This is a genomic window from Massilia sp. CF038, from assembly GCF_900129765.1.
GTDB lineage: Bacteria > Pseudomonadota > Gammaproteobacteria > Burkholderiales > Burkholderiaceae_D > Telluria_A.
On record NZ_FQWU01000001.1, the window covers coordinates 1,306,611 to 1,321,694 of the forward strand.

Genomic DNA, 15,084 nt, shown 5'->3' on the forward strand with positions numbered 1-15,084 from the left:
GCAAAAGCTCTTGTTTTTTCATCTTGAAAAAAATAATCCCCCGCCCGTGCCGCAGGGGCCATTGGCCCTCTAAAATGGGGGGATGACCGAATTGATTCTTTCGCAATCTTCTGCCCGCGCGCTGCACCTGGCAGCCCAGGGCATGCTGCAGCCGCGCCGGCGCAAGGCCGCCAAGGTTGACGTGCTGGAGGCGATCGTCCGTATGGGCGTGCTGCAGATCGATACGATCAGCGTGGTGGCGCGTAGCCCGTACCTGGTGTTATGGAGCCGCCTGGGCGACTACGACCAGGACTGGCTGGGCGAGCATCTGGCCGAAGGCGCGTTGTTCGAATACTGGGCCCACGAAGCCTGTTTCGTGCCGATTGATGATTACCGCCTGCTGCGCCACCGCATGCTCGACCCCAGCGCCATGGGCTGGAAGTACTCGGCCACCTGGATGCGCGAGCGTGCCGCCGAGGTCCAGGCCGTGCTGGCGCATATCCGCCAGCACGGGCCCACCCGTTCGTCCGACTTTGAGCGCACCGACGGGCAAAGCGGCGGCTGGTGGGAGTGGAAGCCCGAAAAGCGTTCGCTGGAAGTGCTGTTTACCTCGGGTGCTCTGATGATCGCGAAGCGTCATAATTTTCAGCGTATCTACGATCTGGCCGAGCGCGTGCACCCCAGCTGGGACGATACCCAGCTGCCGCCAATGGAGGAAACCCGGCGCCATCTGGCCCTGAAAGCGGTGCGCGCCATGGGCCTGGCCAGGGCTGGCTGGGTGCCCGACTATTACCGCACGCGGCGCCCGCATGCGGATCTGGAGGCGCTGGTGGCCGATGGCAGCTTGCTGCGCGCGCGCGTGCAGGGCTGGGACGACGCCGTCTACATCCACGCCGAGCACCAGGCGCTGGCCGAACAGGCCGCCGCCGGCGCGCTGACGCCCACCCTGACGTCGCTGCTGTCGCCGTTCGACCCGATTGTGTGGGACCGGCGCCGCGCGCTGGAACTGTTCAACTTCGATTACCGGCTTGAATGCTACACGCCGGCCCCCAAGCGCCGTTACGGCTATTTTGTGCTACCCATTTTGCGCCGCGGTGTGCTGGTGGGCCGGGTCGACGCCAAGGCGCACCGGCGCGAAGGCGTGTTTGAACTTAAATTGATCGAACTGGAAGCGGGCGTGCGCCTGAGCGAGCGCCTGGTGGCCGACATTGCCCTGGCGGTGCGCCGCTGCGCCAACTGGCATGGCTGCGCGCAGGTGCTGGTCACGCGCGCCGTGCCCGAGTCCCTGGAGGGCTGGCTGGTGGCCGCGCTGGGGCAGGGCGACGCGGAGCAGGCCGCGTGACGCTGGCAGCGGCGCCGCGCGCCGTCGTCGATGCCGCCGGTCAGCCCGTGCTGGGCAAGTTCGCCGGCCTGGCCGGCCAGTTCGACTGGCCAGCCCTGGCGCCGCCGTGGCAGCGCAGTGCTTGGTGGCGCCGCTTTCATCACAAGCGTTGGCACTATGCGGCGCTGGCCTGTGACGAGGTGTTCTGCGCCGTTGCCATCGTCGACCTGGGCTGGACCAGCACCGCCTTTGCTTACGCATTCGAGCGGCCCACGCGCAGCCTGATCGCCAGCTTTGCGCAAGATGGTTTGCCGGGCATGGGCGCGCGCGTGGCCGACCATGCGGCCGGCGAGAGCCGGTTTCGCTTTGGCGCAAGCCGGATCGCCCTGCGCACCGACAGCGCCGGCGTGTATGCGCTGACGCTGCGCTGCAAGGAATTCGAAATCGATGCCAGTTTTGGCGGGCCTGCGCCCCAGTTGCTGGCCGTTGGGACGGTATCGGGCGGCTCGGTGCATGCAACCCAGAAGTCGGGCGGCATGGCCCTTACAGGTGCGCTGCGGGTCGGCAGCCGCCAGATCGCGCTTGACGGCGGGGTCGCCAGCGTCGATTACTCCAACGGTCTGCTGGCCCGCGAGACCGACTGGCGCTGGGCCTGTGGACACAGTCTGGCGCTGGGCTTCAATTTGCAGGCCGGGTACTTTGGCGCGCACGAGAATGCCCTGTGGCTGGACGGCCAGTTGCATGCACTGGGGCCGGCGCGTTTCGAGTTCGATGCACGCGACCCCATGGCGCCCTGGCAGCTCGAGACCGAGGATGGCTTGCTCTCGCTCTTGTTTACGCCGGAAGGCATGCGCCACCAGGACAAGAACCTGATCGTGGCTGCCAGCCATTATGTGCAGCCGATCGGGACCTTCAGCGGCTGGGTGCGCGCCCGTCCCGGCGCCGCGAAAGTGCCTGTCAGTGGCTTGCCGGGAGTGACCGAGGATCACCGCTCGCGCTGGTAAAAATACGGTAGTCTTCCCTCAAGGCTTGCGATAGATCAAACTGGGGTTGTCGGCCTTCTTTACACTAGTCTCTCCGGGTTCATGAAAAAGTTCATAAAGAACAACACCAAACCCGACCATAAAATGACGACTCCGGCCAGGCCCATCCCGCATTGCAGTGCGGGAGGCGTTTGCGCATGCGGGGCACTTTCTGAGGAGAGAGTATGTTAACGGCGACATATACCCTGGTTGCACTGTCTGTCGAGCAAGCCAAGGTTCGGGTGAGTCTGCAATCTCTACAACAACTACTTCAAACCAACTTCATTCACCAGAGCACGCTGACCGCAGGCCAGGTCAATTACGCGTGCGACATCGTCAAACGCCTGTACGAGAGCTGCCACTGGCGCAAGCTCGACATGTTTCTCATCCCCGCCATCCGTCACGCCACCAGCGAGGCCGCCACGCTGCTGCAAGACCTCGACGAACTGGGCCGTGCCGCTGCCGATGCCGTGGGCGTGCTGGCCATCAAGCTGGGCGCCACCGCGGTCGACACGGCCAGCAAGGTGGCGCAGTTCTGCAGTACCGTTGAAGCCTTCTGCAGCGCCACCTTGCGCCGGCTTGAGCTCGAAGAACAACAATTGTTTCCCGTCGCGCGCTCGGTCATTTCCGGCGAAGCCTGGTTTTCAATCGCCAACCAGATGCTCGCGCACGACGCCTACGTGCAGGAATCGCGGCCCGCGCGCGCCTCGGAACCCTACACCGAAGAACCGTACGAGCAGGCCCGCCGGCAAAGGGTGGCAGCGAACCTGGTCAATTGACAGGTAGCGCCGTGTAATACCGGCGGAATCGGCATCTGCGGCGATCGGGCGGCCAGCGCGGGAAAGCGCGCCAGGCTGCCCGTTCTTGCTATGATGGCGGTTTTGAATCGTTGGTGGCGCGTCATGTTCGAATTCCTCTTCAAACGACCGGGTGACAAACCCGCCGACTCCCCGGCAGGACAGACTGCGCCGGCAGATGGCGGCAAGCCAGCTTCCCCAACAGCGGCAGCGCGCGAGCAGCAGGCGCAGCAGGTGGCCGGCCTGCGTGGCGACGAGGCTGGCGCTGCCGACTTCATCCTGCAATGCGATTTTTCCGAACTGCGCCTGGCGGCGGCCGAATTCGTGCACAGCCGGGCCCAGCTCGAACGGGTGCATGCCGGCGTGCGCAATACCGACCGCCGTGTCGCCAAGCTGATGCAGGCGCGGCTGGACGCCATCCGTCACCACGAGGCCGAACTCGAACGCGGCCAGGCCTGCATCGCCCAGGCCGAAACCCTGCTGCGCGACGAGCGTCTGACGCCGAACCTGGTGGCCGATCTGGACCACGCCTGGGCCGTCATCAAGGCACCGGAACTGGCGTCCCAGTTCGAGGCGCTGCGCGCCCAATTGGGCCAGCGGCTCGAAGCGCAGGTGGTGCTGCAGCGCGCCATGATCGACCGGCTGGGGCAGATTCGCGCCCTGGCTGGCAGCGCCTTGCCAGCGGCCGACATCGCCGCCCAGCTGCGCCAGATCGACCAGGAACAGCAGCAAGCCCTGGCCGCGCCCGAACACAGCTCGCTGCCGCGCAGCCTGACCAACGAAGTGGCCAACGAAATGACGCGCGTGTCAGCCTCGCTGGCCGACCTGGAACTGGGCCAGGCTGCCATTGCGCGGCGCGACGCCCTGCTGGCCGAGTGGCAGGGCGTTGCCCCCGAGTCGCTCAATGCCGACCTGCTGAACAAGGCATGGCGCCAGTTGCCGCCTGTGCCCGAGCCGGCGGCGGCCCAGCTGCGCCAGCGCTTCGATGAACTGCTGGCCACCTTGCCGGCCACGGTCGACAAGCCTGCCGCGCCCAAGTCGCGTAGCCATGCAAGCGCACAGGCGCCTGACCAGAGCTTCCTCGACAAGGTCGACGCCATGGAGGCGGCATTGCAGCACGGGTCGCTGGGCGCAGCTGCGGAGCTGGACAAGGAACTCAAGGACAGCAAGGGCGTGCGTCTGGCGCCGGCGCTGGCCGAGCGCCTGGCCCACGCCCGCGCGGAACTCAAGCGCCTGTCGGACTGGGCGCGCTGGGGCGGCAATGTCTCGCGCGAAGAGCTGATCAAGGCGGTAGAACAGCTCAGCACCCAAAGCCTGGCCATGAGCGAACTGGCCAAGAAGGTCGGCAGCATGCGCGAGCGCTGGAAAGCGCTCGACACTTTGTCCGGTGCCGCCCCCAAGAGCCTGTGGGAGCGGTTTGATGCCGCCTGCAGCGCCGCGTATGCCCCGGCCGCAGCCCACTTCAAGCATCTGGCCGAAGAACGCCACGCCAATGCCGCCAAGGCCGAGGTGCTGATCGCCCAGGCCGTGGCCGAAGGCGCCACTTTGGGCGAGGGCGCGGTGGACTGGAAGCAGATGGCCACCAAGGTGCAAGGCTTGCGTCTGGCCTGGAGTCACCTGGGCGCGATTGACCGCAAAGATAAAAAACGCCTGGACCAGGCCTTTACCGATGCCCTGAACGTGCTGCAGGCGCCGCTGGAACAGCAGCGCAAGGGCGAGGTCTCGGTGCGTGAAGACCTGATCGCCAAGGTGGCCGCGCTCAACCCGGGCGACCGCCACACGCTCGATACACTCAAGTCGCTGCAGGAGCAATGGCAGGAACATGCACGTGCCTTGCCGCTGGAACGCAAGTCCGAGCAGGCGCTGTGGCAGCGCTTCCGCGCGGCCTGCGACGCCGTCTTCGCCAAGCGCAAGGAGAGCGCGCACGCGGCAGACGCGGAGCGGCGCGCGCACCAGCACGCGAAAGAAGCGCTGTGCGAACGCCTCGAACAAGCTGCTGCAGCGGCCGACGCCAGCTCCGCCGGCAAGCTGCTGCGCGAAGCGGCCGCCGAATGGCATGCCATCGGCCCCGTCCCGCGTGCCAACGAGGCGCGCGTCGACAAACGCTATCAAAGCGCCGTCGCAGCGCTGCAGCACCACCTCGATACCGCCAAGCGCGATGCTAGCCGCGCCCAGGCCACGGCCTTGCGCGACAAGCTGCACCTGTGCCGGACACTCGAAGCGCAACTGGCCGACGCCTCGGCCGATCCGGCCGCCACCGACTGGAACGGGCGCTGGGCCGCGCTGCCTGCTGTCGGTAGCGATTACGACAAGGCGCTGCATGCGCGCCTGCTGGCAGGCCAGACTGCCATTACAGGCGATCGCCAGGCCTACGCCGCCAAGCTCGAATCGAACCGCGCCGCGTTGATGCACGAAGTGCTGCGTCTCGAAATTGGCGCCGGCATCGACAGCGGCAGCGAGTTTGCGCGCGAGCGTCTCAAACTGCAGGTGGAAACGCTGCAGTCTTCGCTCAAGTCGGGCCAGAAGCCGGCCGGTGCGGCCACCCAGTTCCTGCATCTGTGCGCCTTGCCGGCGCTGGCCGACCAGCGTACCACCAGCCGCATCGAGCACCTGTTTGCACGCGTGACGAAAGACGGCAAATGAGCGTGGTACGGGTCCAGAGCGCCGACTTCGACCTGAACGCCGAACTGGCCGCCTTGCGCGGGCAGGATGCGCGCATTGGCGCCGTGGTCAGCTTTGTTGGCACCGTGCGCGACATGAACGATGGCGCCAGCGTGGCGGCCATGGAGCTGGAACACTACCCGGGCATGACGGAGCAGTCGATCGAGCAGATCGTCGCGCAGGCGCGCACGCGCTGGCCGCTGTTTGGGGCGCTGGTGGTACACCGCGTCGGCCCCCTGGCGCCACTGGACCAGATCGTGCTGGTGGCATGCAGTGCGGCGCACCGCGGCGAAGCTTTCGCGGCCTGCGAGTTCATCATCGATTACCTCAAGACCGAGGCCCCGTTCTGGAAGAAGGAACAAACGCCCGAGGGTGCGCGCTGGGTTGATGCCCGCGTCAGCGACGATCAGGCCTTGCGCAAGTGGGCGGCCCAATGAATTTTGTGGCAGTGGGCCTGGGCGCGGCGCTCGGTGCCTGGCTGCGCTGGGGCCTGGCCTTGTGGCTAGGCGGTGCCCACGCCAAGCTGCAGGCAGGCACGCTGGCGGCCAATCTGGGCGGCGGCTACCTGATCGGGATCGCGCTCGGCTTCTTTGCCAGTTACCCGCATCTGTCGCCCGAATGGCGGCTGTTTGCCATCACCGGGTTTCTGGGTGGGCTGACCACGTTCTCGACGTTTTCGGGCGAGTCGATGGTGCTGCTCCAGCGTGGTGAATATGGCTGGGCGCTGGCGCATTCGGCGCTGCATTTAATCGGTTCAGTTTCCTGTTGTATCGCCGGCTATGCCAGCTGGCGCGCTTTGTCGACGTAAGTCATTTATCTCTGAAGGAGAATCGCATGTCCAAACAACTGTCGCCGCGGCCTACCGCAGCATTCGTCGGCGCGTCCTGGCTGGCCTTGATCGTGGGCGGGGCGACCTTTCTGATCGGTCTGTGGAACGCCCAGATGCAGCTTAACGAGCGGGGTTACTATTTCACGCTGCTGTTGTACGGTCTGTTTTCCGCAGTGTCTCTGCAAAAATCGGTGCGCGACCGGCTGGAAGGCATCAAGGTCACCGGGATTTATTACGGCATGTGCTGGTTCTCGCTGCTGATGGCGGTGCTGCTGCTGACGGTGGGCCTGTTCAACGCCACCATCGCCCCGAGTGAAAAAGGCTTCTTCGCCATGTCATTCTTGCTGAGCCTGTTTGCAGCGGTGGCGGTGCAGAAGAACGTACGTGACATTGCCCAGGCAGATGATGTGGGCGGCAGTTTCGTCAAGGATTGATTTCCCGTCCCGCGCCAGCGGGTACAGCTCAGAATGGCGCCGCTTGGCGCCATTTTCTTTTATATTCTGCCAACAGGCGTCGTTCTTGAAAAAGCGCCAACCATCCCAATCTTGCTTGTAACTTAGAAATTACTCTTTTTGGGAGCTTTACCATGCGCCAAGACAAAATCACCACCAAACTGCAGGAAGCGCTGTCGGATGCGCAAAGCCTGGCAGTCGGTGGCGACAATCAATACATCGAGCCGGTCCATTTGCTGCTGGCCTTGCTCAACCAGGACGATGCCGGCGCCCGCTCGCTGCTGCAGCGGGCCGGTGTGAACGTCGGCGGCCTGACCACCAATCTGAAAAATGCACTTGAACGCCTGCCCAAGGTATCGGGCACGGGCGGCGAAACGCAGGTCAGCCGTGAACTGATGAACGTGCTCAATCTGGCCGACCGCGAAGCGCAAAAACGCAGCGACCAGTTCATCTCCAGCGAAATGGTGCTGCTCGCGCTCACCGACGACAAGTCCGAGGCCGGCAAGCTGGCGCGCGAGCATGGCTTGTCGCGCAAGGCGCTGGAAGCGGCCATTCAGGCGGTGCGCGGTGGCGAATCGGTCAACTCAGCCGAATCCGAAGGCCAGCGCGAGGCGCTTAAAAAATACACGCTGGACCTGACCGAGCGCGCCCGCATGGGCAAGCTTGATCCGGTGATCGGGCGTGACGATGAAATCCGCCGCGCGATCCAGGTGCTGCAGCGCCGTACCAAGAACAACCCGGTCCTCATTGGCGAGCCAGGCGTGGGCAAGACCGCGATTGTGGAAGGCCTGGCGCAGCGCATCGTCAATAATGAAGTGCCTGATTCGCTCAAGGGCAAGCGCGTGCTGTCGCTGGACATGGCCGCGCTGGTGGCAGGCGCCAAATTCCGCGGCGAGTTCGAGGAACGCCTCAAGTCGGTGCTGAAGGAGCTGGCCCAGGATGAAGGCCAGACCATCGTGTTCATCGACGAGATGCACACCATGGTCGGCGCCGGCAAGGCCGACGGCGCCATGGACGCAGGGAACATGCTCAAGCCAGCCCTGGCGCGCGGCGAGCTGCATTGCGTCGGCGCGACCACCCTGGACGAGTACCGCAAGTACATCGAGAAGGATGCAGCGCTGGAGCGGCGCTTCCAGAAAATTCTGGTGGACGAACCCAGCGTGGAGGCGACCATTGCCATCCTGCGCGGGCTGCAAGACAAATACGAACTCCATCACAAGGTGGAAATCACCGACGCTGCCATCATTGCTGCGGCCGAACTGTCGCACCGCTACATTACCGACCGCTTCCTGCCGGACAAGGCCATTGATCTGATCGACGAAGCCGCCTCCAAGATCAAGATCGAGATCGACTCCAAGCCCGAGGTCATGGACAAGCTGGAACGCCGCATCATTCAGCTGAAAATTGAAAAGGAAGCCGTCAAGAAGGAGAAGGACGAAGCCTCGCGCCGCCGCCTGGACCTGATCGACGAGGAAATAGCGCGCCTGGAACGCGAGTACAACGACTTCGAGGAAGTGCTCAAGTCCGAAAAAGCGATGGTGCAGGGGACCACCCACATCAAGGAAGAAATCGAGCGCATTCGCCACGAGATGGAGGAAGCGACCCGCGCTAGCAACTGGCAGAAAGTATCGGAGCTGCAGTACGGCCGCCTGCCCGAGCTGGAAGCGCAGCTTAAAAGCGCCGAGTCTGACGCCGCGCGCCAGGAAAACGCGGCTCAGCCGAAATTGCTGCGCACCCAGGTGGGCGCCGAAGAAATCGCCGAAGTGGTGTCGCGCGCAACCGGCATTCCCGTCTCGCGCATGATGCAGGGTGAGCGTGACAAGCTGCTGCACATCGAGGAAAAGCTGCACGAACGTGTGGTGGGGCAGGACGAGGCGATCGTCGCCGTGGCCGATGCCATCCGCCGTTCGCGCGCCGGTTTGTCGGATCCGAACCGGCCGTATGGTTCATTCATGTTCCTGGGGCCCACCGGCGTCGGCAAGACAGAGCTGTGCAAGGCGCTGGCCAACTTCCTGTTCGATACCGAGGAATCGATGATCCGCATCGACATGAGTGAATTCATGGAGAAGCACTCGGTCGCGCGCCTGATCGGGGCGCCGCCGGGTTACGTGGGCTACGACGAAGGTGGTTACCTCACCGAAGCGGTGCGCCGGAAGCCTTACAGCGTGATTTTGCTCGACGAAGTGGAAAAGGCCCACAGCGATGTGTTCAACGTGCTGCTGCAGGTGCTTGACGATGGCCGCATGACGGACGGGCAGGGGCGCACGGTCGACTTCAAGAATACCGTGATCGTCATGACCTCGAACCTGGGTTCACACAAGATCCAGTCGATGGACAGTGACGATCCGGGCGTGGTCAAGCTGGCCGTGATGGCCGAGGTACGGTCGCATTTCCGGCCCGAGTTCATCAACCGCATCGACGAGATTGTGGTGTTCCATGCGCTCGACGAGAAGAACATCGGCGCCATCGCCAAGATCCAGCTGCAGCATCTGGAGCAGCGCCTGGCCAAGATGGAAATGACGCTCGACATCAACGACGCGGCGCTGCAGAAGATTGCCGAGGCTGGCTACGATCCCGTGTATGGCGCGCGTCCGCTCAAGCGCGCGATTCAGCAGCAGATTGAGAATCCGCTGTCGAAGTTGATCCTCGCGGGCAAGTTCGGACCGAAGGACACCATCCCGGTACGGGTTGAGCATGGCAATCTGGTGTTTGAGACCAAGGCGGGGGCGGTGGAACTCGACAAGGTTTGAGCGTGCTATGGGTCCCCGCCTTCGCGAGGACGATGTGCTGAGTAGCCACACATCGTCCTCGCGCAGGCGGGGACCCATTCCAAGCGTCTGACTACGGCAATGCCCGCATAGCGCTAACGCTCGTCAGCGCGGCTCCCCCAACACCCTGCTCAAATCCGGTATCCGCGGCCCCACCTCCTGAATCGCCGCCGCCAGCCTTTCCCGCGTCACCCCAAACGCCTTGGTCCAGTACACCAGTTCAGCCTCCACCAGCACATTGATACGGTCATAGTCCTGCGGACCCGGTTCCAGTACGCTTTCCGACACAGTATTCTCCCAGCAGCAAAAACCACAGCCTCGCACGACATGCATGTTGGGTCGGTTCGCTGACGCACCCTGTCCGTGCGCGTGCAAATCCGCATAGAATTGTCATTCCCTTATCCTCGCGGAAGCCACCATGACCTTTGCCACCACCGACCTGTGCGACGACCACCCCCAATTGCTTGACGACGGCCGCCTCGCCATTCTCCCTCCCGGGTACAAGCACTACGGCCGCCAGGTCACGTTTTCCGGCCGCGTCACCACCTTGAAGGTATTTGAAGACAACGCACTGGTCCGCTCGACGCTGGAAGCGCCTGGCAATGGCAATGTACTGGTCATCGATGGCGGCGCCAGCATGCGGCGCGCGCTGGTGGGCGGCCAACTGGCGCTGCTGGCCCAGGACAATGGCTGGGCCGGCATTGTGGTCGACGGCTGTGTGCGCGACAGCGATGAAATCAATGCTTGCGAGATCGGCGTGCGTGCCCTTGGCGTGCACCCACAAAAAAGCGCCAAGAAGGGCGTGGGCGAGCGCAACATACGCGTCGCCATTGGCGGTGTGTTCGTGCAGCCGGGCGATTGGCTGTATGCCGATGCGGACGGTGTTTTGATCGCCCAGCAAAAACTGGCTTGAGCGGCGGTCTTTTTCATCAGGCGCAGTCGCCTTTTCACATTATGGGAATGGGCTTGGGCGAACCCATGTATTAGCCTCCCATTTGGAGAAATTCTCTCCCGTATGGCGAAAAATAACGCTCAAGCCTTTGATTTTAATTAAGATATTTTTACTTATGTATCTTATATAAGACCATTGTTGCGTTGCGCAGTTGGGCCTATGATTTAGCCAGGGGATTCACTATCTCAATCAGCAATCACAGGAGACCATCATGGCCACGCGCGAGCAGCAAGCAGCAGTCCTGCAGCAAGACTGGGACACCAATCCACGTTGGAGAGGTGTTGTCCGCAACTACAGCGCCGCCGACGTGGTGCGATTGCGCGGCTCGCTGGCCATTGAACACACGCTGGCCAAGCGCGGTGCCGACAAGCTATGGCATTTGCTCAATAACGAGCCTTACGTCAATGCTCTGGGCGCAATGACGGGCAATCAAGCCATGCAGCAGGTCAAAGCCGGCTTGAAAGCAATTTATCTCTCGGGCTGGCAGGTTGCGGGAGATGCGAATGTGGCCGGCGAAATGTATCCCGACCAGTCGCTGTACCCCGCCAACTCGGTGCCGCTCGTAGTGCGCCGCATCAACAATACCTTCCAGCGCGCTGACCAGATTCAATGGGCCGAAGGCAGGGACGACATTGATTACTTTGCCCCCATCGTGGCCGATGCCGAAGCCGGTTTCGGCGGCGTCCTCAATGCCTATGAATTGATGAAGTCCATGATTGATGCGGGCGCGGCGGGCGTGCACTTTGAAGACCAGCTGGCATCGGTGAAGAAATGCGGCCACATGGGTGGCAAGGTGCTGGTTCCGACGCGCGAAGCAGTGGAAAAGCTGACCGCGGCGCGCCTGGCAGCCGATGTGATGGGCACCCCGACCCTGGTCATTGCCCGCACTGACGCCGAAGCGGCCGACTTGCTGACTTCCGATGTGGACGAGAACGACCGCCCGTTTTGCACGGGCGAACGCACCGTGGAGGGCTTCTACAAGGTGCATCCCGGCATCGAACAAGCGATTGCCCGGGCCGTGGCCTACGCGCCGTTTGCCGATCTGGTCTGGTGCGAAACCGGCAAACCGGACCTCGCGTTTGCCAAACGCTTTGCCGAAGCCGTCCACGCCAAGTTCCCCGGCAAAATGCTCGCTTACAACTGCTCGCCGTCGTTTAACTGGAAAAAGAACCTGGATGACGCCACCATCGCTAAATTCCAGAAGGAATTGGGGGCCATGGGTTACAAATTCCAATTTATTACCCTGGCCGGCTTCCACGCCTTGAATTACGGCATGTTCAACCTGGCCCATGGCTATGCGCGGCGCCAGATGTCCGCCTTCGTGGAACTCCAGGAAGCCGAATTTGCCGCTGCCAGCAAAGGATTCACAGCCGTCAAGCACCAGCGTGAAGTTGGTACGGGCTACTTCGATTCGGTCACCCAGACCATTCAGCAGCATCAAAGTTCAACCACAGCACTCCATGGTTCGACCGAAGATGCGCAATTCTTCGACGAGAAGAAGGTTGCGTAAATAGTATTTACGTTATCCCCTGAAAGCCGTGCCGGCCATAAGCCAGGCACGGCTTTTTTACGTCCGTTCCGCGGAACTAGTGGATAATGATGGTTATAACGCTGTCATCACCTTATTTCATTGGAATTCCCTTATGTTGAGCTATCGCCACGCCTTTCACGCGGGCAATCACGCCGACGTCCTCAAGCATTTCGTGCAAATTCAGTTGCTCGAGTACATGAACCAGAAGGACACGGCCTACACTTATATCGATACCCACTCCGGCGCCGGCGTGTATGCGCTCGATGGCGGTTATGCCTCCAAAAACGCCGAATACGAGACCGGTATCGGTCCCCTGTGGGAGCGTAAGGACTTGCCCAAGGGTCTGGAGCAGTACCTGGCCCTGGTCAAGGAAATGAATCCGAGTGGCAAGATGCGTTATTACCCCGGCTCGCCTTACGTGGCCGACAAGGTGGCGCGCGAGCAAGACCGTCTGCGTCTGTTCGAACTGCACCCGGCCGACAGCAAGATTTTGGCGGACAACTTCCGCAAGGTGGAAGCGCACGCGGCCGAGCAGGGCCAGCGCGCCAGCACGCGCGGCCGTCGTGTTCTGATCGAGCGTGGCGATGGCTTTCATGCGCTGAAAACCTTGCTGCCGCCGCCATCGCGGCGCGCGCTGGTGCTGATCGACCCACCGTACGAGGACAAGCAGGATTACCGCAAGGTGCGCGACGCGCTCGATGAAGCGCTGGGCCGTTTCCCGGCTGGCATGTATGCAGTCTGGTATCCGGTGCTTCAGCGCATGGAATCGCGCCAGTTTGCCGACAAGCTCAAGCGCTTGCCAGCGAAGGAGTGGCTTAACGTCACCCTGACCATCACCACCCCTGGGCCGGATGGCTTTGGCTTGCACAGCAGCGGCATGTTCATTCTCAATCCGCCATACACGCTGGAACCGCTGCTGCGCCAGGTCATGCCGTATCTGGTCCAGGTGCTGGGCAAGGATGCGGGCGCGACCTTCGTGATTGAAAAAGGTACCCAGGTCACCGGCGCAGCTGGCGCGCGCGCTGTCAATGGTGCGCCGCGTATGCCGGTCGGTAATGCCCGCCGTGCCAGCCCCACCTCGGGTACCGGCAGCTTGCGTCTGCCAGGCCAGGCACCGGCCGGTACGCCAGCCGCGGCAGGTCCGCGCCCCGCAGCAGGCACGAGCGGACGCAGTGCGCGGCCAGGTACCACGCGCGCAGCCGGCACCGGCAAGACCGGTCCACGCCGTCCTTGATCATGCATTTACCGAATAGTTACAGCACGTTTCAGGATCGTTTTTCATGCTCACAGAAGTAGTTAGCGAAGTCACGCTGCCGACTGACGACTTTTTCCTTGCCCGTCAACCGATTCTGGGACGCAACCAGCGACTGGTTGCCTATGAGCTCTTGTTCCGTAGCGCAGACGCACCCGAGGCCAATGTGGTCGATCACGCCGCCGCCACAGCCGCGGTGATTTCGCACGCCTCGCAACTGGGCATGCAGCGCGTGGTGGGCGAGCGCCTGGCCTTCGTGAACGTGGACGATATCGTCCTGATGAGCGACTTCGTGCGTTTTCTTCCGCATGACAAGGTGATTCTGGAAATCCTGGAAACCGTCAACGCCACGCCCGAGCTGATTGCCCGCGTGACCGAACTCAAGTCGTTTGGCTTCAAGTTCGCGCTGGACGATGTGGTGGCCCAATCGGAGGACGTGCGCAGGCTCACTTCCCTGGTCGATATCATCAAGATCGATGTGCAGGCAGTGCAGCCCGGTGCGTTGGCGCCGCTGGTGGCGTCGTTCCACGGCCTGGGCAAAAAGCTGCTGGCTGAAAAAGTTGAGACCGTGGACGAATTCGACACCTGCATGGCACTGGGTTTCGAGTATTTCCAGGGCTATTACTTTGCCCGTCCGGCTATCCTGAGCGGCAAGAAAATTGCCCCTTCCGAGCTGGTTATTCTGAACCTGCTGCAATTGCTGCGCAGCGAAGCGGACAACCGCGAGATTGCCATGTCGGTCAAGCGCGATCCGCTCATCAGCCTGAACCTGCTGCGCCTGGTCAACACACCAGCAGCAGGCGCGCGCCGTCACATCGATTCGCTATCCGAAGCGCTGGTGGTGCTGGGGCGCGACCAGTTGCAGCGCTGGCTGCAGATTTTGCTGTATGCCACACCGGGCGTCCAGGTCGAGTTCAATTCGCCGCTGCTGCAAATGGCCACCACGCGCGGCAAGCTGATGGAATTGATGGCGCGCCGCATGCAGAACATGCAGGGGCCGTGCGCCGAGGCCGGCTTCACGGTTGGCATCATGTCGCTGATGGATGCGCTGTTCTCGATGTCGATGGCCGACATTCTCGACAGCGTGGCGGTGGCGCCCGAGGTCAAGGCCGCGCTGCTCGAGCGCGAAGGTCATCTGGGCGAGATGCTCAGGATCGTCGAACTGGTCGAAAACCCGAAGCGCGGCGCACAGCTGGGCAAGTCGCTGAAAGCGATTGGCCTGTCGGTCAAGGAAATGCGCGAGATCGAACTGGAAGCCTTTAGCTGGGTCAACGAAATGGCCCAGGAAGTCGCATGAACATCCACGACGACCATCACGTTGACAAGTGGGAGCAAATCATCCGCCTGGTGTGCGGCGCGTTCCTGGGTCTGGTCGTCGCATTGGTATTCATGTTGCGCGCCGGGCCGTTTCACCCGTTCATGGCAACGCTGATCGTGCTGGGCACGGCGCTGGGCTGCGCGCTGGGCGCGCTGTATGGCGGCGATCGCTTCTGGTACCTCGTGTTCCGCCGCCGCTAAGG

Annotated in this window: 14 protein-coding genes; 13 read left to right on the forward strand and 1 reads right to left on the reverse strand. The window is 62.7% G+C overall.

Going from position 1 to position 15,084, the window contains the following annotated elements:
* Positions 1–82 precede the first annotated feature (82 nt).
* The 8 genes from BUC24_RS06070 (at position 83) to clpB (ending at position 9,811) form a co-directional block, all read left to right on the forward strand.
* Positions 83–1,321: a winged helix-turn-helix domain-containing protein gene (locus BUC24_RS06070; RefSeq protein WP_073213190.1), complete on the forward strand. Its 1,239-nt coding sequence runs from the start codon at positions 83–85 to the stop codon at positions 1,319–1,321.
* Positions 1,318–2,304, forward strand: coding sequence for a DUF2804 domain-containing protein (locus BUC24_RS06075; protein ID WP_073213191.1), 987 nt, complete (start codon positions 1,318–1,320; stop codon positions 2,302–2,304). Before BUC24_RS06070 ends, BUC24_RS06075 begins: the two co-directional genes overlap by 4 nt.
* 203 nt (positions 2,305–2,507) lie before the next feature.
* Positions 2,508–3,101 carry a hypothetical protein gene (locus BUC24_RS06080; RefSeq protein ID WP_073213192.1) on the forward strand — a complete coding sequence of 198 codons (594 nt, stop codon included), beginning with the start codon at positions 2,508–2,510 and terminating at the stop codon, positions 3,099–3,101.
* Positions 3,102–3,224: 123 nt separating this feature from the next.
* Positions 3,225–5,762, forward strand: a complete 2,538-nt coding sequence (locus tag BUC24_RS06085) for a DUF349 domain-containing protein (protein WP_073213193.1) — start codon at positions 3,225–3,227, stop codon at positions 5,760–5,762.
* Positions 5,759–6,217 (forward strand): molybdopterin synthase catalytic subunit MoaE, encoded by a 459-nt coding sequence (gene moaE / locus BUC24_RS06090; RefSeq protein ID WP_073213194.1) that lies wholly within the window; start codon positions 5,759–5,761, stop codon positions 6,215–6,217. Before BUC24_RS06085 ends, moaE begins: the two co-directional genes overlap by 4 nt.
* Positions 6,214–6,588 carry a fluoride efflux transporter CrcB gene (crcB, locus tag BUC24_RS06095; RefSeq protein ID WP_073213195.1) on the forward strand — a complete coding sequence of 125 codons (375 nt, stop codon included), beginning with the start codon at positions 6,214–6,216 and terminating at the stop codon, positions 6,586–6,588. Before moaE ends, crcB begins: the two co-directional genes overlap by 4 nt.
* Positions 6,589–6,614: 26 nt before the next feature.
* Positions 6,615–7,043 carry an inner membrane protein YiaA gene (gene yiaA / locus BUC24_RS06100; RefSeq protein ID WP_073213196.1) on the forward strand — a complete coding sequence of 143 codons (429 nt, stop codon included), beginning with the start codon at positions 6,615–6,617 and terminating at the stop codon, positions 7,041–7,043.
* Between the two features lie 152 nt (positions 7,044–7,195).
* Entirely contained in the window at positions 7,196–9,811 is a 2,616-nt protein-coding gene (gene clpB, locus BUC24_RS06105; RefSeq protein WP_073213197.1) for an ATP-dependent chaperone ClpB, read from the forward strand.
* A 123-nt stretch (positions 9,812–9,934) separates the two neighbouring features.
* Here clpB and BUC24_RS06110 read toward each other — a convergent pair whose 3' ends face one another.
* Positions 9,935–10,117 carry a DUF3606 domain-containing protein gene (locus tag BUC24_RS06110; protein ID WP_073213198.1) on the reverse strand — a complete coding sequence of 61 codons (183 nt, stop codon included), beginning with the start codon at positions 10,115–10,117 and terminating at the stop codon, positions 9,935–9,937.
* A 130-nt stretch (positions 10,118–10,247) separates the two neighbouring features.
* Between BUC24_RS06110 and rraA the strand changes: the two genes are divergently transcribed.
* The 5 genes from rraA to BUC24_RS06135 all read left to right on the forward strand — a co-directional run bounded on the left by rraA (position 10,248) and on the right by BUC24_RS06135 (position 15,082).
* Positions 10,248–10,742 (forward strand): ribonuclease E activity regulator RraA, encoded by a 495-nt coding sequence (gene rraA, locus BUC24_RS06115; RefSeq protein WP_073213199.1) that lies wholly within the window; start codon positions 10,248–10,250, stop codon positions 10,740–10,742.
* A 250-nt stretch (positions 10,743–10,992) separates the two neighbouring features.
* Positions 10,993–12,291: an isocitrate lyase gene (gene aceA / locus BUC24_RS06120; protein WP_073213200.1), complete on the forward strand. Its 1,299-nt coding sequence runs from the start codon at positions 10,993–10,995 to the stop codon at positions 12,289–12,291.
* A gap of 133 nt (positions 12,292–12,424) precedes the next feature.
* Positions 12,425–13,546: a 23S rRNA (adenine(2030)-N(6))-methyltransferase RlmJ gene (locus BUC24_RS06125; RefSeq protein ID WP_073213201.1), complete on the forward strand. Its 1,122-nt coding sequence runs from the start codon at positions 12,425–12,427 to the stop codon at positions 13,544–13,546.
* 46 nt (positions 13,547–13,592) lie between these two features.
* Positions 13,593–14,861: an EAL and HDOD domain-containing protein gene (locus BUC24_RS06130; RefSeq protein ID WP_073213202.1), complete on the forward strand. Its 1,269-nt coding sequence runs from the start codon at positions 13,593–13,595 to the stop codon at positions 14,859–14,861.
* On the forward strand, positions 14,858–15,082 hold the full coding sequence (locus BUC24_RS06135) for a hypothetical protein (protein ID WP_073213203.1): 225 nt from the start codon (positions 14,858–14,860) through the stop codon (positions 15,080–15,082). Before BUC24_RS06130 ends, BUC24_RS06135 begins: the two co-directional genes overlap by 4 nt.
* Positions 15,083–15,084: the final 2 nt, after the last annotated feature.

Bases quoted from the DNA above. Each gene is read 5' to 3' on its own strand.
- BUC24_RS06070 (WP_073213190.1), top strand. From the start codon at position 83: ATGACCGAATTGATTCTTTCGCAATCTTCTGCCCGCGCGCTGCACCTG.
- BUC24_RS06080 (WP_073213192.1), top strand. From the start codon at position 2,508: ATGTTAACGGCGACATATACCCTGGTTGCACTGTCTGTCGAGCAAGCC.
- BUC24_RS06085 (WP_073213193.1), top strand. From the start codon at position 3,225: ATGTTCGAATTCCTCTTCAAACGACCGGGTGACAAACCCGCCGACTCC.
- moaE (WP_073213194.1), top strand. From the start codon at position 5,759: ATGAGCGTGGTACGGGTCCAGAGCGCCGACTTCGACCTGAACGCCGAA.
- crcB (WP_073213195.1), top strand. From the start codon at position 6,214: ATGAATTTTGTGGCAGTGGGCCTGGGCGCGGCGCTCGGTGCCTGGCTG.
- yiaA (WP_073213196.1), top strand. From the start codon at position 6,615: ATGTCCAAACAACTGTCGCCGCGGCCTACCGCAGCATTCGTCGGCGCG.
- clpB (WP_073213197.1), top strand. From the start codon at position 7,196: ATGCGCCAAGACAAAATCACCACCAAACTGCAGGAAGCGCTGTCGGAT.
- rraA (WP_073213199.1), top strand. From the start codon at position 10,248: ATGACCTTTGCCACCACCGACCTGTGCGACGACCACCCCCAATTGCTT.
- aceA (WP_073213200.1), top strand. From the start codon at position 10,993: ATGGCCACGCGCGAGCAGCAAGCAGCAGTCCTGCAGCAAGACTGGGAC.
- BUC24_RS06125 (WP_073213201.1), top strand. From the start codon at position 12,425: ATGTTGAGCTATCGCCACGCCTTTCACGCGGGCAATCACGCCGACGTC.
- BUC24_RS06130 (WP_073213202.1), top strand. From the start codon at position 13,593: ATGCTCACAGAAGTAGTTAGCGAAGTCACGCTGCCGACTGACGACTTT.
- BUC24_RS06135 (WP_073213203.1), top strand. From the start codon at position 14,858: ATGAACATCCACGACGACCATCACGTTGACAAGTGGGAGCAAATCATC.